Origin of the sequence: Paenibacillus foliorum (genome assembly GCF_013141765.1) — a bacterium.
Lineage (GTDB): Bacteria > Bacillota > Bacilli > Paenibacillales > NBRC-103111 > Paenibacillus_S > Paenibacillus_S foliorum.
This window is the reverse complement of record NZ_WHOD01000121.1, coordinates 1-20,376: the sequence shown is the minus strand read 5'-3', so window position 1 is coordinate 20,376 and position 20,376 is coordinate 1. Positions and strand designations below refer to the sequence as shown.

At 46.5% G+C, this 20,376-nt stretch carries 11 protein-coding genes and 1 pseudogene; 10 read left to right on the top strand and 2 right to left on the bottom strand.

The features are described 5' to 3' along the window. The first annotated feature begins 149 nt into the window (after positions 1 to 149). Both GC093_RS31770 and cysI read left to right on the top strand, forming a co-directional pair. Positions 150 to 1,973 carry an assimilatory sulfite reductase (NADPH) flavoprotein subunit gene (locus tag GC093_RS31770; RefSeq protein WP_171655964.1) on the top strand — a complete coding sequence of 608 codons (1,824 nt, stop codon included), beginning with the start codon at positions 150 to 152 and terminating at the stop codon, positions 1,971 to 1,973. Positions 1,974 to 2,011: 38 nt separating this feature from the next. Next, positions 2,012 to 3,739, top strand: a complete 1,728-nt coding sequence (gene cysI / locus GC093_RS31765) for an assimilatory sulfite reductase (NADPH) hemoprotein subunit (RefSeq protein ID WP_171655963.1) — start codon at positions 2,012 to 2,014, stop codon at positions 3,737 to 3,739. A gap of 255 nt (positions 3,740 to 3,994) precedes the next feature. On the opposite strand, the gene GC093_RS31760 is transcribed toward cysI, so the two are convergent. Next, positions 3,995 to 4,429, bottom strand: coding sequence for a hypothetical protein (locus GC093_RS31760; RefSeq protein ID WP_171655959.1), 435 nt, complete (start codon positions 4,427 to 4,429; stop codon positions 3,995 to 3,997). A gap of 1,027 nt (positions 4,430 to 5,456) precedes the next feature. On the opposite strand from GC093_RS31760, the gene GC093_RS31755 reads away from it, so the two are divergent. The 5 genes from GC093_RS31755 to GC093_RS31735 all read left to right on the top strand — a co-directional run bounded on the left by GC093_RS31755 (position 5,457) and on the right by GC093_RS31735 (position 15,977). Then, positions 5,457 to 7,073, top strand: a complete 1,617-nt coding sequence (locus GC093_RS31755) for a type 2 periplasmic-binding domain-containing protein (RefSeq protein WP_171656090.1) — start codon at positions 5,457 to 5,459, stop codon at positions 7,071 to 7,073. 86 nt (positions 7,074 to 7,159) lie between these two features. Beyond that, positions 7,160 to 8,128, top strand: coding sequence for an ABC transporter permease (locus tag GC093_RS31750; protein ID WP_171656089.1), 969 nt, complete (start codon positions 7,160 to 7,162; stop codon positions 8,126 to 8,128). A 61-nt stretch (positions 8,129 to 8,189) separates the two neighbouring features. After that, entirely contained in the window at positions 8,190 to 9,017 is an 828-nt protein-coding gene (locus GC093_RS31745) for a carbohydrate ABC transporter permease (protein WP_171656088.1), read from the top strand. A gap of 118 nt (positions 9,018 to 9,135) precedes the next feature. Next, positions 9,136 to 11,538, top strand: a complete 2,403-nt coding sequence (locus tag GC093_RS31740; RefSeq protein ID WP_246315756.1) for a helix-turn-helix domain-containing protein — start codon at positions 9,136 to 9,138, stop codon at positions 11,536 to 11,538. Positions 11,539 to 11,663: 125 nt separating this feature from the next. Further along, on the top strand, positions 11,664 to 15,977 hold the full coding sequence (locus tag GC093_RS31735; protein WP_171655962.1) for an S-layer homology domain-containing protein: 4,314 nt from the start codon (positions 11,664 to 11,666) through the stop codon (positions 15,975 to 15,977). 115 nt (positions 15,978 to 16,092) lie between these two features. Here the strand turns inward: GC093_RS31735 and GC093_RS31730 are convergent, their stop codons facing one another. After that, a complete protein-coding gene (locus GC093_RS31730; RefSeq protein ID WP_171655961.1) occupies positions 16,093 to 17,085 on the bottom strand; it encodes a GNAT family N-acetyltransferase in 993 nt (330 codons plus the stop codon). Between the two features lie 173 nt (positions 17,086 to 17,258). Here GC093_RS31730 and GC093_RS36735 point away from each other — a divergent pair, with 173 nt between their 5' ends. The 3 genes and pseudogenes from GC093_RS36735 to GC093_RS31715 form a co-directional block, all read left to right on the top strand. Then, positions 17,259 to 18,224, top strand: a complete 966-nt coding sequence (locus GC093_RS36735) for a GNAT family N-acetyltransferase (protein ID WP_312886651.1) — start codon at positions 17,259 to 17,261, stop codon at positions 18,222 to 18,224. 422 nt (positions 18,225 to 18,646) lie between these two features. After that, positions 18,647 to 19,879, top strand: coding sequence for an aminopeptidase (locus GC093_RS31720; RefSeq protein WP_171655960.1), 1,233 nt, complete (start codon positions 18,647 to 18,649; stop codon positions 19,877 to 19,879). Between the two features lie 270 nt (positions 19,880 to 20,149). Next, a pseudogene (locus GC093_RS31715) lies at positions 20,150 to 20,376 on the top strand (hypothetical protein); the annotation flags it as partial.

The window sequence follows — 20,376 nt, the reverse complement described above, 5'->3', positions numbered from 1 at the left end:
TTGCCCTTTTATCAATATAACTGATAGATCTTATAAGATCATTCTAATTGACCCGTTCCGTATGCTATGATAGGGTCAAGAGAGTGAAAATTAATTAGATACTAATACTAGGGATTAATATCATTACATGCTGCGTGGGGTGGATAAAGTTGGAATTTCAAGTAACAAACAGTCCTTTTAATCAAGAGCAAGCAGAACTGCTCAATCGCCTGCTGCCTTCGCTAACCGAAGGGCAAAAAATTTGGCTAAGCGGGTATCTTGCAGCTCTACAAGGAGCGGCAACCGCGGTGACGTCTGTTGCTGCGCCATCGACAGTTTCAGCATCGAATGTAGCCGCCACTCCCAAGGAAGTGACCGTGCTCTTCGGATCGCAGACAGGCAACTGTCATGGGTTGGCGAAGAAGGTGTCCAAAAAGCTGGAAGAGCAAGGCTTTAAGGTAGCGCTCTCCTCGATGGGCGACTTCAAGCCTAATAGCTTAAAGAATGTACAAAACCTGCTAATTCTGGCGAGTACCCAAGGTGAAGGAGATCCGCCGGATAACGCGATTCCGTTTTACGAGTTCCTTCATAGCAAGAGAGCGCCTCAATTGGAGGGCAAGCCGTTTGCCGTGCTTGGTCTGGGAGATACATCCTACGAGTTTTTCTGCCAAACGGGCAAGGATTTCGACAAGCGTCTTGAGGAGCTTGGCGGTAAGAGACTTATCTCGCGTGTAGACTGCGATGTGGATTATGATGAGGCCGCATCGGAATGGATGAATAATGTTTTAGCTTCCTTAAGCGAAGCGTCGTCTGCTACGGCACTTGTTGCTGGCTCCGGCGCGGCGGTCGAGAGTGGTGCGGAATCGGAATACTCAAGAACGAATCCATTTAAGGCCGAGGTTCTAGAGAATTTGAATCTGAATGGCCGTGGATCGGACCGTGAAACTCGTCACATTGAGCTATCTCTTGAGGGATCTAATCTTCAGTATGAACCAGGTGATAGCCTAGGTGTCTATCCTGAGAACCATCCTCGTCTTGTGGACGAATTGATCGAAGCGATGGGTTGGAAAGCGGATGAGCTCGTTACCGTTAATAAGAATGGCGAAAAGCAGCCGTTGCGTGAGGCATTGCTACGCTATTATGAGATTACCGTGCTGACCAAGCCGCTGCTGGAGCAAGCGGCAAAGCTTACTTCAAGCAATGGGCTGAAGGAGCTTGTGGAGGCTGGACGCGAGCAGGAGCTTAGAACCTATCTTAATGAGCATGATCTATTGGATTTGGTGCAGGACTATTCCCTTAAGGGTGTATCCGCAAGCGAGTTCGTGACGATTCTTCGGAAGATCCCTGCTCGCCTATACTCTATCGCTAGCAGTTCCAAAGCATTCCCGGATGAAGTGCACCTTACAGTCCGTACCGTGCGTTACGAGGCTCGAGGACGGGAACGATACGGTGTATGTTCCGTTCAGCTTGCTGAGCGAATCCAGTCAGGTGACACACTGCCGGTTTACATTCAATCGAATTCGAATTTCAAGCTTCCAGAGAGCACAGATACGCCGATCATTATGATTGGACCAGGCACAGGCGTTGCTCCGTTCAGAGCTTTCTTAGGAGAACGTGAAGAGACCGGAGCCGAAGGGAAAACGTGGTTGTTCTATGGAGATCAGCACTTCTCCACAGACTTCCTTTATCAGACTGAATGGCAGCGTTGGCTTAAGCAAGGTGTGCTGACACGTATGGATGTCGCGTTCTCTCGTGATACCGACAAGAAAGTGTATGTACAACACCGGATGCTTGAGAAGAGCCGGGAGCTTTATCAATGGCTTCAAGAAGGTGCTTCTGTGTACGTTTGTGGCGATGAGAAGAAGATGGCACATGACGTCCATGCGGCTCTGACAACAATCATCGAGCAAGAGGGCAACTTTAGCCCGGAGGAAGCAGCTGAATATTTGACCCGCATGCAACAGCAGAAACGTTATCAGCGGGATGTATACTAGACCCAAGTCCTAGGGATCGCGAGAGGAGAAAAGCAAGCATGTCAGAAAATAATTTACTTTCGCCGAACAGTGCTCCGCACAGTGATGTAGAGGCTATCAAACGCAGAACCAACTATTTGCGGGGAAGTCTCGCAGAGACGCTTGAAGATGTAATCACGGGGTCGATACCCGAAGATGATAATAGATTGATGAAATTTCACGGCAGCTACATGCAGGATGATCGGGATTTGCGTAACGAACGGAACAAGCAGAAGCTTGAACCTGCTTATCAATTCATGCTTCGCGTTCGCGCGGCGGGTGGAATTGTAACATCGGATCAGTGGTTGATGATGGACCGTGTCGCACAGAAATATGCGAACGGAACAATTCGTCTGACAACCCGTCAGTCCTTCCAGCTGCATGGCGTAATTAAATGGAACTTGAAGAAGACGATTGCGGAAGTGAACGATGCGATGCTGAGTACGTTAGCCGCTTGTGGCGACGTGAATCGTAACGTTATGTGTAACCCAAATCCGTACCAATCAGAGATTCATACCGAAGTGTACGAGTGGGCCCGCCGGGTCAGCGATCACCTCGATCCAAGGACCAGAGCGTACCATGAGATCTGGCTTGATGGTGAGAAAGTGGTAGACAGCCAGGATAGCGCTGTAGAACAAGAACCCATTTATGGACCTGTTTATCTGCCGCGTAAGTTTAAAATTGGTATGGCCATTCCTCCTTCCAATGATGTAGATGTATTCTCACAGGATCTGGGTTTCATCGCGATTATTGAAGAAGGACGCTTGAAGGGCTTCAACATCTCCGTTGGAGGCGGAATGGGGATGACTCACGGCGATACTGAGACCTATCCGCAGATTTCCCAAGTGATCGGGTTCTGCTCGCCGGAGCAGATCGTTGACGTGGCGGAGAAGACGGTCATGATTCAACGGGATTACGGTGATCGCTCCGTACGTAAGCATGCGAGATTTAAGTATACAATCGACGACCGTGGCATCGAGTGGTTCATCAATGAGCTGCATGCTCGTCTTGGATGGAAGCTTGAAGAAGCGCGCGCATACAAGTTCGACCATAACGGCGATCGCTATGGTTGGGTTAAGGGAAGCAACGGTAAATGGCATTTCACTCTCTTTGTTGAGAACGGCCGGATCAAGGATACTGACAACTACCCACTGATGACGGGTCTGAGAGAGATCGCCAAGGTGCATAGTGGCGGGGATTTCCGTCTGACTGCGAATCAGAACCTGATCATCGGCAACGTGAGCAGCCAGAAAAAGAAGAAGATTGAGGAATTGATCAAGGAGCATGGACTCACCGATGGGCTATACCACTCGGCATTGCGGAGAAACTCCATGGCTTGTGTATCCTTCCCAACCTGTGGGATGGCTATGGCCGAATCCGAGCGCTACCTTCCCACATTGCTGGATAAGATAGAGCCAATGCTCGAGGAGGTTGGCTTACGCGAAGAGGAGATTGTCATTCGCATGACGGGCTGTCCGAATGGATGCGCTCGTCCGATGCTGGCGGAAATCGCGTTCATCGGCAAGGCACCTGGCAAATACAACATGTATTTGGGAGGCGGGTTTGCCGGAAACCGACTAAACAAGCTGTACAAGGAAAATATCGGCGAAGCGGAGATTCTAAAGTCGCTTGAACCGATCTTTACACAATATGCGAAGGAACGGCAGGAAGGCGAGCACTTCGGTGATTTTGTCATTCGCGCTGGCCATGTTAAAGAAGTACGTTCGGGACAAGATTTTCATTCGTAAGTTTTATATCTTATTTGAGGAAAGCCTGAGAAATCAGGCTTTTTTTTGTTGTAATATCAGAATTGATAAGTTTTCAGCGGAGCTGAACGAATCTGATATTGCAAGAAAAGCTACTTCTTAGATCTGAGCGTATCTTCATTGAAAGGGCTTTGATTAGAAGCTTTTCTTAATTAGACTCTGCTTCGTTCAACCTTGACTTAACGTTGCACTCATCGGTCAGAGGCAGGTTGTACCGATTGCAGCTCTTTTCGTGAATTATCCGCTCGTCCCTAAAGTACGGTCTGGAACATCCACATCCCCAGTACCAGCCGCATCCACAACACCATCCACAGTACCAGTCACAGCCACAACACAATCCACAGTACCAGTCACAGCCACAACACAATCCATAGTACCCGTCACAGCCACAACACCATCCACAGTACCAGTCACAGCCACAACACAATCCATAGTACCCGTCACAGCCACAACACCATCCATAGTACCCGTCACAGCCACAACACTATCCACAGTACCAGTCACAGCCACAACACTATCCCCAGTACCATCCCCATCCCCAGTACCATCCCCAGTACCATCCCCAGTACCATCCCCAGTACCAGTCACAGTACCAGTCACAGTACCAGTCACAGTACCAGTCACAGTACCATCCCCAGCCAAAGTAGCATCCACATCCACAGTACCAGCCATTTACTACAACCTTTTATCCTTGTAGATGCGCCTAGCCAAGCAAAGTACAACGAATTGATGGAGGCTCCATGGAGGTAAAAGCTAAATTGCCTCATTGTTGACGGGCAGGTGGTGGAAAAATCGAAGCTTACAACAAAGTAAACTCGGTAAGGGGTTCAAGCAAGACAGCAGGCTCTAACTCTGCGATAGAAGGATTTAATTCTTTATAGCGATAAAGTTATTAAATGAGGATGCCCATAATTAAAAGTCGGACAACTTCTCAGTCAAATTCTGGTGTAGACATGGTATGAGCTATGAAGTACTTTAGAGGAACTGAAAGTTCCCTTATCCAATCGGATTAGTTAAATTCGAGGCCATAGCGGAAGCTGCATTTCCTTTATTAAGGGGAATGTGGGCATCCATCACGAAAAACTAAGAAATAGCGGAACGAACGCTTCCTTTATTTCTCCATTTTTTGCTCCCTTTTGGAATTAACGGAATTATTACTTCCGCTATATTTTTCTCAAATCAGAGATGCAGTAAAAGGGATTGAGGTCCCTGCAGGGAGGGGGCTTAAATAGTGCTACCCTACCTCTACCTAGTAAGCCTAACCTTAGCGAAAGCCACATGTCCGATAAACCGTGAGTGATAAAGCTGAAAGAAAGAAGTCCCATTGCAATTTAGCTGCAATCCTGCCGTAGAAACATGTCTGCGCACGGAGCAAAAGATCTCACTACATCGAATTTTATAGGGGGCTAACGTGCTTTGTTAAGATGCTTGGCTAATTTTTTAATGAGCATTATTTCATCGGTTCTACAATTGAAGTAAGCGCTTTTACTCTATGCTCATCCATGTTTTGTGGGCTATTACGCCATTTCTTTATATTTGGAGGTATACTTTAAAAATTGTATGCCCTTCAATGTTAAGAATCTTCTACCTTTCTGAAAAAATCAATGTTTAATGCGGAGCACTCTTTCGATATTGTAAAGCTTATGATTCTTCAAATCTAAAACTGGGGTTTTAATAAAAGGAGGCGTTATTGTTGTTCATGAAAAGACCTGCAAAATACGGCACCGCAGTGTTGACGTTAACACTAGCTCTATCTGTTGTATCAGGGTGTGTGCCGGGAAGTAATAAGGCCAGCCAGAAGGTAGACTCTAAAGAAGGTGCGGCAGCGGCTAAGCTGACTTCATTATCTTATTGGGCGGCATTTAATCCTGCGGCAGCGGCTACAATGAAAAGCTACAATGAAATGGAAGTTTATAAGGAACTGGAGCGAATTACAGGGGTCAAGGTGGACTTCCAGCATCCTCCACAGGGAGCGACAGCAGAAAAGGAACAATTCAATCTTATGCTTACGTCCGGAAACCTTCCAGATGTGGTCGAGTACAATTGGAATACCTACCCGGGTGGACCTGAGAAAGCGATCAAAGACAATCGGATCGTCAAGTTGAATGACTACATTGACAAATACGCTCCCAATTACAAAAAAGTGCTCGATTCCAATCCGGAGTGGAAAAAGCAGGTAACTACAGATGACGGCAGTATTGTCGGGTTCCATTTTATTCGTGGTGACCGTTCTTTGCAGGTATTTAAAGGTCCTATCATTCGGAAGGATTGGTTGGATAAATTGGGGCTGAAGCAGCCTACTACAATCGATGAGTGGTACAACGTACTGAAAGCGTTTAAGGAGAAGGATCCGAATGGAAATGGCAAAGCCGATGAAATTCCACTTCTGCTTACGCTCTCTGAATTAAAGAATTCTCATGCGTTCATTGGTGCGTATGGCATACCGAACAGCTTTTATAAAGAAGGAAATACAGTTAAATACGGGCCTATTGAGCCGGGGTATAAAGAATTCCTGACTACGATGAGTAAATGGTACAAAGAAGGACTGATCGATAAGGATTTTGCGGCAACCGACACTAAGCTTCTTGACGCTAAAGTCACTGGTAACCAGCTCGGAGCCATGATTGGGAATGCAGGCGGAGGTCTTGGTAAATATATGAGCCTGATGTCCCCGAAGGATAAAAGCTTTAAGCTTACTGGTGTGCCATATCCCGTGCTGAAGGCCGGCGAAAAGCCGCAATTCGGACATTTGGATCAACCGGTACCGGGTAAATCCGCGGCGATCAGCACAAGCAATAAGAACATTGTGGAAACTGTAAAATGGCTCGATATGGGCTATGGTGAGCAAGGACATATGCTCTTTAATTTCGGTAAAGAAGGCGTTAGCTACAAGCTTGAGAACGGCTACCCGAAATATGCAGATATCATTACGAAAAATCCAGAAGGCTTGCCGATGAGCCAGGCTATGGCTAAGCATAACCGCGCTTCCTGGGATGGGATCATGGTACAGGATAAACGGTATTCCGAACAGTTTCAAGGTCAAATTCCAGAGCAATTAGAATCGATCAATATATGGTCGACGCCAACCAATGAGAAGGAAATGCCACCGGTTACTCCAAATAAAGAAGAAAGCACCAAATACGCCGCAGTTATGACTGACATTAATACGTACAGGGATGAGATGTACAATAAGTTTGTTATGGGAGCCGAACCCATTGAAAATTTCGATAAATATGTAAAAACGCTGAAAAGCATGGGAATTGACGACGCCATCAAAATTCAACAGGCCGCGCTTGAGAGATATAACAAGAGATAACAGCAGCACACTGAGGGGGCTGGGGATCTTATGTGAATCCCCAGCTGAACTCTTTCGTTATCTGGATTAGAAAGGAAGTGGACTATATGGCGATGATGGAGAATGAGCTTACCGCCAATCCCCGGGGAAGGTCCCGAGAGAAGGAAAGCAAATTGGTCTTTATACTAAAGGACTTAAAGAAAAATAAGTACATTTATATTATGCTGCTGCCGGTGTTAGCCTATTATGGGGTTTTCCACTATGCACCTATGTATGGTTTGCAGATTGCTTTCAAAGACTTTAGCCCAGGTCTCGGAATCTGGGGAAGCGAATGGATTGGATTTCAACATTTTATTGAATTTTTCAATGGATTTTATTTCTGGAGATTGATAAAAAATACACTGCTCATCAATATATATGAGCTCCTGTTTGCTTTCCCAGCTGCGATTATTCTGGCTTTACTTTTAAATGAGATTCGCAGTAATATGTTCAAGAGGATTGTTCAGACGATTTCATATTTGCCTCACTTTATATCCATCGTTGTCGTTGTAGGGATGATGGTTGATTTTCTAGCCCGAGACGGCTTGATTAATCAATTGCTCGTTATCTTCGGTTTTGAGTCCATCGCATTCCTGCGTGAGCCGGAATGGTTCCGATTCCTCTTCGTTTCTTCTGGCGTTTGGCAAGGGATTGGATGGGGATCCATTATTTATTTGGCTGCTATGGCCAACATCGATCCAACCCTGTACGAAGCCGCCAAAATGGATGGAGCGGGCAGGTGGAAGCAGACCTTGCACATTACTCTCCCTGGCATCATGCCGACTATTATCATTTTGCTGATCCTTAACATGGGCTCTATGCTGAGCGTAGGTAGTGAAAAAGTACTGTTGATGTATAATCCGTCGACGTATTCTACCGCGGATGTTATTTCTACTTATGTTTATCGTAAAGGGATTTTGGAGGCCAGCTACAGCTATACAGCGGCAGTCGGCTTGTTTAACTCCGTTATCTCCTTCATCCTAATCGTTAGTGCGAATAGCATCAGCAAACGCTTCAGTGAGAATAAGCTATGGTAAGGGGGGAGCAATCTTGAGACTTAGCTCAGGTGAAAAGGTATTTGGCATTCTTAATTCCATTATGATGATAATTCTTTGTTTTATTACTATGTATCCATTTCTCTATGTCCTGTTCGCTTCGCTAAGTGATCCCGCGAGAGTTGCTATGCACAGAGGGTTGCTGCTCATCCCGCTGGGGTTCACATTGGAAGCTTATAAAGCGGTTTTAGATAATCCGATGATTAGCACAGGCTATCAAAATACTATATTCTATGTAGTCGCTGGAACCGCGGTCAACTTGCTTATGACTGCAATAGGCGCTTATGCGCTTTCCAGAAGGAACGTATATTTCAAGGATTTCATCATGTTTGCTATCGTCTTCACGATGGTGTTTCACGGGGGCCTGATCCCAACTTATCTAGTTGTAGGCAATTTGGGCCTGCTGAACACGCCATGGGCGTTAATTATTCCGGGTGCTATCAGCACATTTAACCTGATTATTATGCGTACTGCCTTTCAGCAGGTGCCTATCAGCCTTGAGGAGTCAGCTCGAATGGACGGTGCGAACGATTTTACGATATTATTCCGTGTCATAATCCCACTGTCGATGCCGGTTATCGCCGTTATGGTTCTGTGGTATGCAGTAGGTCACTGGAATTCCTATTTCAGCGCGTTAATCTACTTGCGTGATCGGGAGCTCTATCCGCTCCAGCTGATTTTACGGGAGATTCTGGTTAACAACAATACAGACAGCATGATGACTGGCGCTTCTACCTTGGACAAAATTGATGTGGGAGAAACGATTAAGTACGCTACGATCATTGTCTCCACTTTACCCATTCTGGTCCTCTACCCATTCCTGCAAAAGTATTTCGTTAAAGGAATTATGATTGGGGCTATTAAGGAATGAATATACTACAAATTACTATTAAACTGTAAGGGCTTGCGCGATAAATGAATGTTCAAAAGGAGACTTTTGGAACTTCCGCTATAAGGTTGGAGCCCTATTTCGAGGAGGTTATCTTACTATGCTGCCTTATGTTAGAAATCTCCTTATAAATAAGAGGCTCAATAACCGCAGTGTGTTTATCAGCATGTTAATTTCGAATATAGTGATTTTGCTGCTGCCCTTGGTGATCGGATTCGTTCTGTACACCAAGGTGGAACAGATCATGATTGCCAACGCAAACCGCTCTAACTTGGCTATGCTGGAGCAGCTGCGCCTGACGATGGATAATCAATTCAAGGAAGTCCATCAATTAGCCCAGCAAATCATTTTTAACCCGAAGATTGACCTGTTGTTAAACAAGGACAGCTCGGAGGACAGGTACAATGAAATTGAATTTATACGTTACCTAAAGACCTATCAAAAAATAGACAGCGGTTTTATCAAAGACTATTACGTGTACTTTCAAGGCAGTGATACCATCCTATCGCCTTCGATGCGAACGGATTCCAAAACCTTTTATGATCGGTATTACAAATACGAGGATATGAGCTACGAGCAGTGGAGCAAGGAGCTGCTCGGAAGCTATCACAACATGAATTTCCTCCCTACCGCTACGCTGCTGCGAGACGGGGGGATGGGAATGATGAACAATCAAGACAGAATGCCGATCAACGTCATCACTTATGTGCAGTCGCTACCCGTCCGCGAAATTTCGAATATTCGAGGCAGTCTAGTCATTCTCCTTGACGAAGAGCAGATTAAAGACCGGCTGAAACAGATTGAGGAGGCGAATCAAAGCTCTCTTTATATTGTTGATGACAAACAGAAGTTGATCTTGAGCACCTCGGATGAATATACGTTATCTGATGATTTCTATGCCCAAATGACGAGTGGGACGGGTTTGTTCAACTATATCTTGAATGGGAAGGACATGATGGTTTCCTATACAAGCACCAGTCAGGCTGGATGGAAATATATTTCGGTGATGCCGAAGGATCTCTATATGAAGCCGGTTAATGGAATTAAAATGACGGCGTTCTGGTTATTTATATTATGCCTTATAGCTGGAGCTGGATTCGCTTATCTGGCTGCCTACCGGAACTATAGCCCTATCAAAAATATGGTCAATGCCATTATGCAGGGCAAACGGACCGTGAAACGTCCTTCGGGGGATGAATATGAGTTTATAAGGGAATCAATCGAGGGCTCGCTTGTCGAGGAGAAACAGCTGCGGGGAATACTCTCTCAGCAAGCTCCAGTAATGAGGGCGAATTTCTTATCCCGTTTAATTCGGGGACAAGTCGATCTAAGCCAGAACAACTCTGAGGAGTCGCTCGGATTCATGGACATATCACCGTTTGTCTACAGCTCTTATGCTGTACTAGTGATTCAGGTTGACGATGCTTCAGGCTTTACCCCTAACCAATCAGAAAAACAGTGGGCCCTTATCCGGTTTATTATTACGAATATCGGCATGGATCTGCTGAATGAACGTCACATCGGGTACATGGTCGATCTGGACCGCGATCGGTTAGCGGTGCTGATCAACCTTGATAGCGATGGGCATGGGAAAGCAGCTGCCGAGCTTAAATTTATAGCCAGCTCACTTAAGCATATCATCGAAACCCGATTCAAAGTGATCCTTACCGTAGCTATCAGCAAGGTTCATGAAAGTCTTGAGGAGATTGGTGAAGGCTACGAGGAAGCTCTCGCAGCATTAGATTACAAAATGCTCATGGGACAAAGCGTCATTATTTGTTTCGATGACATTAAGGAGGCCGAGCTGCACTATCATTATCCGATCGAAACGGAAGCACAGCTGATGAACCTGGTGAAAAGCGGAGATTTTGAAAGCGTTGAGAAGCTGCTCGACACTATTTACGAACTGAATTTCTCTTCGAACCAATTAACGCCAGAACTCGGAACCTGTATTTTTTTCAATATGGTGAGTACCTTGCTTAAAATTATGAATGCCACAAATACCGGCTACGGCGGGATGGAAGAGGCAGGCGTATTCGATCCGATTAAGCAGCTACAGGGATGTAATACAGCCCAAGAGATGCATGTGAAAACGAAACGGTTTTATGAGCATCTGACTAGACTGCTGCAGTCTGAGCGAAGTGATCATAGCGACCAGCTGCTCGCTGACATCAAGCGGTTTATCGATGGTCAATTCACGGATCCGAATCTCGGCCTTGCTATGATTTCCAATCATTGCGGGAAGACGCCGCAGTACCTATCCACCTTTTTCAAAAAAGCAAGCGGGAAAAATATAACGGACTATATTTCTAAAATTCGTATCGATCAGGCAAAGCTGCTTATGGAAAACAAAGCTTTGACGAATCTGCAAATTGCACAAATGGTCGGTTACACGAATGATTTGGCTTTTATACGCGTATTCAAAAAAAATGAAGGGGTTACTCCAGGCAAGTACCGTGAAAGTCTTTCAACTATGACGGTTTATGAATCTGAAACCAAATAGAATCTTGCAGAATCATAATTACGGTTAGGGTTCATAGAAGGAAGCACGAAACCGGTACAGGAGTACCACCCACGCTTAATGATAACGCTTACAAAAATATGGGAAACTCTAAGGAGAAAAATAGAATGAAATATAAACAAACCATTAGTGCATGGCTTATTTTGGTTCTTACCGTAACGTTATGCTTGCCTGCGGGATTGGTTTTCCAGACGGATACGGCGAATGCAGCAACCGCGAATTTGGTGAAGAACAAAGCGTACACCAAAAGCTCGGATATAGCAGCTGGACGTGCGGACAAGGCAATAGACGGGGATACAGCCACCTATTGGCAGCCTACGAGTGCGGATCGCAGGGATGATCAAAAGGTCTGGCTCCAGATCGATCTGGGCAATAATGAAAAGTTTGATCAATTTGATTTGGATTTTAAAGAAAATCCTGTCAGCATGACTGGCTACAAGATCGAATACTCGACTAACGGAAGCAGTTGGTCCGTGGCCTATGACCAGTCCGTAACGCCCGGTTCTACCCCGGATCAAGCGGCAACATTTCCTGAAGTAACGGGGAGATATATCAAGCTTACTATTTCGTTAAATAATACAGCAGCCTTAGACCCGAATTTCCAAATAAACGAATTTGCGGTTTATTATAGCCATGGTCCTCAGCTGAATGATAATGTTTTGAAAAGTGTTTATTTTTCCAGCCCTCCGAACCGTATTTATCTATCCGATGAAGCTATTTCGATGAGCACCAACGATGTTTTGCAATTAGGTTTAAATGGGGAGATGAAAAACGGGACCCCGGCGAATCTTTCTACAGCTACAGTTAACCTGACCAGTTCTAAGCCGACCGTTGCTTCAGTTGATCCGACTGGCAAGGTTGTGGCGCTGCAAGCAGGGGTTTCGCAAATAATAGGCACGGCTTCGTTAAATGGCGTGAGCCAGACAACGCGAGTTTTGCTGGATGTTTACGATCCTGCTGTTCTTGTTGTCAATGCCGTGCTGAACCACCCGACAATGAAGCAAGAAATCGGCCAGCCAGCCTTGCTGAGTCAAGGTGACTCCTATCCCTCCGTTACGGTCAATGTGTATAAGAACGTAACAATAAGCGGAGAGGTCGTGCTTAATTCCAATCAAACTATCGTTCCATTGCCGGAAACGGTTATGTTATCCGGTACGGCTAAGCAGATTCAAATCCCCGGTATCGCTCAGCAGCCAGGGCTATACCAAATTCGCCTGAAGGTGAAAGAGGAAGGGAAGCCGCTCGTTTATGACTCCTTCTATTTCACCGTATTGGATCCATTAGTAAACCGTACCGGCCAAAGCAGCATCGCATTCCCAGGTGCGGACGGCAATCTCGATTATGTGTCTGACTATAAAGGCAACCGAATTATTGACTTCTCGAACGCTGGTTATATGGGCGGCGGGGTCAAGCTGCCTGATGTTCAGGCACGAGTGGCAATTGAGCCTGGCGAAGGGGATGATACCCAACGCATCCAGGACGCAATTAATCAAGTATCCGCGATGCCTTTGTCTGCCGATGGCTTCCGTGGAGCGGTTTTGCTTAAGAAAGGTAAATATGAGGTTGGCGGCCCGCTTACCATCAAAGCAAGCGGCGTGGTGCTTAGAGGTGAAGGCCAGGGTGAAGACGGAACGATATTGTTTGCTACCGGTAAAGTAAAAAGAACAGTTTTGACCGTTGGTGGCGCATCCGGCCCTCAGCTTCTTCAAGAAACGGCGACTCCAGTGACGGATCTATTTGTTCCTTCGGGTGCTCGTTCCTTCCATCTGGAAGCCGCGGGGCAGTTTAAAGTCGGAGATAAGATAATGGTCAGCCGTATAGGTAATGATCGCTGGATACACAACATCGAGATGGATCAAATTGTCGATAGACCGGGCGCAGGAGATGCTACCCAGCAGTGGCCGCCATTTGATTTGAATTTTGACCGGATCATCACGGGGATTGAAGGCAATGTCGTCACCGTCGATGCTCCGATTGCCAATTCGATAGAACGCCGATGGGGCGGTGCCCTGTTAATCAAATACGATGACACCGACCGGATTGAGCAGGTGGGTATCGAAAATATGCGCGTCGATTCCGAATTCGATAAAAGTAAAACCGCCATATTATCAGGATCGGTAACCCCAACGTTAAACGGCCAGACCTATTATTCGGACGATAATCACGCGTGGATCTTCGCTGCACTGGACAGCGTGAAGAACGCATGGATGAGAGATGTTACCGCCTATCATTTGGGTCACAGCTTGGTTACGGTCGGACGGTCAGCGAAATGGGTTACTGTGCAGGATTCCAAGGTTCTTGATATGGTGAGTGTCATTGTCGGTGGGAATCGGTATGGCATTAGTTTGTCAGGCCAATTGGCTCTTGTGCAAAGGATATATACGGAAACTGCTAGGCATGCCTTTTTAGTAGATAGCCGCGTTCAGGGTCCGAATGTATTCCTTAATAGCGAAGCGAAAATCGAACACTCGACAAGTGAACCGCATCACCGTTGGTCTGTAGGCGGACTTTACGATAATGTGAAGGCTTCGATGGCCATTGTAGATCGCGGATGGTTAGGCAGTGGGCATGGATGGTCAGGTGCTAACTATGTGGCATGGAACTCCGAGGGTCTTCTCTCGGCGCAGCAGCCGCCTACAGCTCAGAACTACGTGATCGGTCATAAAGGAACGAAAGCTAAGCCGTTTCTTCCGAATAGCGATGATCTTCGTCCGAGAACCGATGCTTTCTGGGATCAATACGATCAGCCTGTGTTGACTCAAAGCTTGTACCTCAAGCAGCTGGAGGAACGTCTAGGTGCCGCTGCTGTTCAGAATATTGAGAAAACCCGAGTGGGAGGCGGACTTTTAGATATTCCGAACGATAAACCTGTAGCAGGAAATTCAGAGCTAACCACTCCGGCAAATACCGCTGTAGTTGGTACTTTGACTGCAAGCGATGCGATTGGAGATCCGCTGACTTACAGTATCGTAAGCAATGGGAAGAAAGGCAATGCAGTGGTTACAGACCGTATATATGGATCGGTTACAGATCAAGTAACCGGAACGATTACGAATTATGTGTACGGATCGGTTACGTATACGCCGAAACAGGGTGCCTTCGGTATGGATACATTTACGTTCAAAGCAAATGACGGCATTGAGGATTCCGATGTTTCCACGGTAACGGTGCATATCGTAGATACGATTTTACCGGTTATCAAGTTGAACGGAGAAGCGAGTGTGAGTCTGACGGTAGGCGGAACCTATACGGAGCTGGGTGCTACTGCAACGGATAACGTTGGAATCGCCGGGGATGTCGTTATAACGGGAACCGTGAATACGGGAGTTATAGGAACGTATACTCTGCAATATAACGTGAAGGATCTTGCAGGGAATGCAGCCGTTGAGGTTACGCGTACAGTAATTGTCAAACCGGCAGTGAGAGGTAATAGTGGTCATTCGACGACTTCAGAAGGAAACGCGAGCTCTAACCCTGGCAACACGATTACCATTAACGCTTCCAAGGGAGGAACTGACTCCATTAAGGGTGTGGACATTCAATTCCCGGCTGGTGTAATGGATGGCAACTTTAAAGTCACAGTTGAACCATTGAAGGATACATCGGCTACGCCAGTTGAAGCGGGTACTAAGCTGGTAAGCGAAGTGTTCTCCATCACAAAGGACAAAGACGGGAACTTCAACAAGCTCGTTACGATCACCTTGCCTTTTGATAAATCAACTATCGATCCTAGCAAGGTTGAGTTGGCCGTATACTGGTTCAACGAAAATACGAAAAAGTGGATTAAACTGGATAACATCAAAGTCGATTTGACCAACGGGAAGGTCAGCGGGGATACCATGCATTTCACGAAATTTGCCGTATTGGCTACTGCCAAAGCTGACGAAGCAGCAGTGAAATCTGTTGTTAACCTGACAGATATATCCGGACATTGGGCAGAGCAGTCCATTCAACGGCTTGTCTCCCTTGGTGCGATTAATGGGTATTCTGACAACAGCTTTAAGCCTAATAGCAGGATCACAAGGGCAGAGTTTGTCGCAATTCTGGTAAAAGCATTCAAGCTGGAGAAAAGTGAGGGTCAATCGTTTGCAGATACGAAAACTCATTGGGCTTCAGATGCGATTGCCAAGGCAGTTTCAGCAGGGATCGTTACCGGCTATAGTGTAGATCGCTTCGGACCGGATGATTCTATTACACGCGAGCAGATGGCATTGATGGTTACGCGTGCAGCAGGGATCAAACCGGGTACGGGAGCCGTGTCGTTCACTGACAGCGGGCAAATATCTGGCTGGGCTCAAAGTGCTGTGGCAGCGGTACAAGAGAAGGGAGTCATAGCCGGGTATTCTGACGGCAGCTTCAAGCCGCAGAATCTTGCTACTCGGGCGGAAGCGGTCACCGTTATTGTTAAGAGCTTGAAATAGCATTCAGGTAACATATGGGCAGGGCTGCGGCTGAGAAATGTTCTCTCAGCTGCAGCCCTGTATTTCTTTATATCAGTTGCAGTTGTATGGAGCAGCACCAAACTCTGACCTGCACCTAGTCGGAGCGAAGCTCTTTGATCATCCGGTAGTTGCCTGGAGAGGCGATGTAGCCTAAACGGTTGCGGTTAATGGCGAGCATAGGCGCGTTTGCTGAATCGTTATGTGTACTCATGTAGGGGGCATTGAGCAGCTTGGATAAACGGATTGCTCTAATTTTGAGTGCTGAGGCGATGTGTCTGCCGCGGTATTCCCTGTCGACTCCGGTAAACTCGTGATACATACCGGAGGTTTTCTCGTTATGCAATAGATGTACGACACCAACGTACTTGTCGCCATCTGCCGCAATGAGCACGAGCTCTGGGCGGTATCCCTCCATATGGAGAAACCATTTTTTCCACTCAGCTACGTTCGGATAGCTTTCGCGGTTTCCTGGAATATCGGCTGCGGCCTGTTTATACAGGTGGTACAGCTTTAATTCGCTTTCCTCTCCAGGCTCCTCCAGCAGGGTGAAAAAACGGATTCCTTCCGAAATGAGCCGCAGCTCATCATCTCCTTCTGACGCTTCCACAAATTCGGCAGGCTTGAGGATGGATTTAAATGCATGTCGGGCTGTTAGGTACCCGCGTTTTTGAGCAAATGCGAGGGAAGCTTCATCATGGTCGGCTACATTGACCACTAGCTCCGATGCCTTCATCTCATGGGCCCATTGCTCTAAAGCCCCCACAAGTGCAGCGCCTACCCCTTTGTTGCGAAACTTTGGGTCTACAACCAGTGTATGATGCAGGGTGCCTGCTTCGGTCCAAGGAGCCCGCCAGCTGTTGGCATATCCAATCATGAGTCCGTCCGGTGACAGTGCAGCTAAACGAATCCGGTCGTATCCGGTCAGCTTGCCGTTCTCATCGTAGGTTGGCTTGCCTTGCTTGTACATTTTGCGGTCATCTTCCTCTAATCGCTCCGCCCACGTTGGCTCCGAGAAGATGGTATTAAGCAGCTCAGCCATTCTCTCATAGTCGCCTGGAACTTCTAGGGGTCTTATTGTAATGTTCATTTTATGCACCTCAATTATTTGTAAGAAATAGGTTCATCTTCATCTTACTAACGATTGGACGAAAATGGAAAATAATGAATGGTTATTAAGAAAATTGTATCGCTGAAAACTAATGGGCTCTGGTAGTATAATGAAATCATCCTATATTTGCGGAAAAGGGGACGGTAGATTTTATGAATATTTGGAGAGGCGCGGCAGCCATTTGTGTGAATGAAAACAAGCAGCTGCTCATGGTGCTGCAGGGGAGAGCGGATGAAGAGAAGCGGTGGTCTGTCCCATCAGGAGGCGCAAACAGCGATGAATCGTATGAAGCCTGTTGTGCACGTGAGGTCTGGGAGGAGACAGGCTATAAGGTTCAGGTGGGCAGCTATTTGCATGAAAAAAGCGGTGTTAGCAGAGGAACGGTTTACAAGGTTAAGTATTACGAGACTCAAGTGGAGGGAGGCGTGCCGACGCTGCATGACCCTGACGGTCTGATTTATGATATTCAGTGGAAATCGGCCAATGAGATCGAAGAGCTCAAGCTGACTTACCCTGAGGACCGTAAGTTTCTGATGGAATATGTAACTAAGGGCGAGAGCCCTATTAGATACCGGAGCAATCCGCTCACTGTACGCAGACTAACCGAGTCTGATGCTTCGCTGCTTCATAAGTGGCTGAATGATCCGGAAGTACTCCGCTATTATGATGGACGGGACCGGGCGCATACCCCGGAAATGGTGCAGGACCATTTTTACCCTGAGGAGGACCGTTTGTTCAGAAGTATTTTGGAATATGATGGGCATCCAATCGGATACATCCAATTTTATTTGCTGGACGATGAAGGGATACGGTACTTCAGATTGGAGGAGTCGGATGGTACACGAGTATTTGGTACCGATCAGTTCATTGGTGAGCCTGACTATTGGAACCGTGGAATCGGCAAGCAGTTAATGAGCTCGATGCTTCGCTATTTGGAGGAGGAGCATCAGGTCAGCCGCGTTGTTATGGATCCGCAAGCATGGAATGAGCGAGCCATTGCCTGTTATGAAAAAAGCGGTTTCCGCAAAGTGAAGCTGCTGCCTGAGCAAGAATGGCATGAAGGGGAGAAGCGGGACTGCTGGCTGATGGAGTGGCGAGCGGTTATACCTATTTTGTAAAGCTCAAGTCTTGGGGATTTCCTTGGGTTCAAAGTTCATACAAGGCTTGCCTGATGAAGACAGAACGGTTTGACTCGGCATTGTATGCGATTTAAATCCAAAAGCTTTACACCCTTTGGGAAACTTGGGATCCCAAGTGACATAGAAATGCTGGCATTTTATACAATTGATACGCTGTGTTTCGGTCATTTCGATTCCTCGTATTGGATGGTATAAGATACATCTATTATACCTTAAGTATGTCTAATTGTGTCCGTATACAGATATACTATAGTAAAATTCTAAGGACCAAGTTTTTTCAGGATACGATGGGAGATTACGAAAATCAATCATTGGACAGACTACTTGGCTTCCTAGTTTTGAATTCATGACTTTGTTGCTATAAAATAAAGAGAAACTAAGTACTTATTGGAGGGATCACAATGTCGGAATTCCAACAACTGCTGAGCAGCTATGCCGAGTTGGTCGTCAAAATAGGTGTCAATATTCACAAGGGCCAGACTTTGGTCGTTAACGGCTCCATTGATGCGGCCGAGCTAGTTCGGTTGATCGTGAAAAAAGCTTATGAAGCCGGCGCTTACCTGGTCAAGGTCAATTGGACCGATGATACGGTATCCCGCTTGCGGTATGATCTGGCGGCGGATGAGTCATTCTTGGAGGAGCCCAAGTGGTATGCTGGAGAAATGCTGGAGCTAGTCGAGAAAGGCGCCGCGGTTATTAGTATAGTATCTTCAGACCCTGACCTTCTTAAAGGAATACCTCAGGATCGGATTGTCAATTACCAGAAAACATACGGCAAAGCGATGGCTAAGTATCGGCAATATTTACAATCGGACAAATTCAGCTGGTGCGTGATTGCGGCTCCCTCGAAGAATTGGGCTGCGAAGGTGTTTCCTGAGCTGCCTGAGGAGGAGCGTGTGGCGAAGCTCTGGGATGCTATTTTTAAAACAGTACGAGTCGATCAGGCTGATCCTATCACTGCATGGGAGAAACATGTCCAAAGCCTGAACAGCAAATCGGATTACCTCAACGCCAAGAAATACAAGAAGCTGCACTATCGGGCTCCCGGAACTGATCTGACGATTGAATTGCCTGAGGGACATATTTGGGTGGCTGCTGACAGTATTGATGAGCAAGGTCATTCATTTGTGGCGAACATGCCGACGGAGGAAGTGTTCACCGCACCATCTGCTGGCGGAGTGAACGGCAAAGTATCCAGTACCAAGCCTCTAAGCTATGGAGGCAATATTATTGATGGGTTTACGCTTACGTTTGAGAATGGGCGTATTGTCAATGTTTCCGCGGCTCAGGGGGAAGAAACGTTGAAGGGCTTGATTGAGATAGATGAAGGCTCGCATTATTTGGGTGAGGTGGCTCTTGTACCCCATCGATCCCCAATCTCCGAGTCTAATATCCTTTATTACAATACACTTTTTGACGAAAATGCCTCCAATCATTTGGCAATTGGCAGCGCCTATGCTTTTTGCCTAAAGGACGGAAAAAAGCTATCGCAGGAAGAGCTGAAAGCCAAAGGGCTTAATACCAGCATCACTCATGTAGATTTTATGATTGGTTCCGGTGAAATGGACATATACGGGGTTACAGCTGAAGGTGCTGAAGAGCCTGTATTTCAAAAAGGAAACTGGGCATTCTAGAAGCTTGAAGCTATAGGTAGGTATAATGTAATTACGATTGCTGCTTTCCTTCTCGTGTTATCGAGTAGGGGGCGGCTTTTTTCTTGTGTGGAAGTGCAGATGCGTCTTCTTCTCACGAGAAAAGATTGTCCAAAATTGACAGAATGAAAATGAAAAGTTGGGAATAGTAAGGGTTGTGTCAAAACAATTTTATTATAAGGATGGTGTTTGTTTGAAATGAAGGATTGGAATTGGAAGTCCCGCGGATCACACTCAAAATCAAGGTGGTTAGTGGGAAGATACCTTGGCACGATGCTGCTGGCAATAGCATTATTATTGTGTATGCCTAATGTCAGCTGGGCGGTCGGTAAAGGTGCGAATGGACCTGACGTGTTCGTAATTCAAGGGGTGCTGAAATCTCTTGGGGGTGAAGGAAAAGGCCCAGAGCAAGGCAAGGGTAAAGGTAAAGGAAAAGGCCAAGAGCAAGGCAAGGGTAAAGGTGGAGGAAAAGGTCAAGA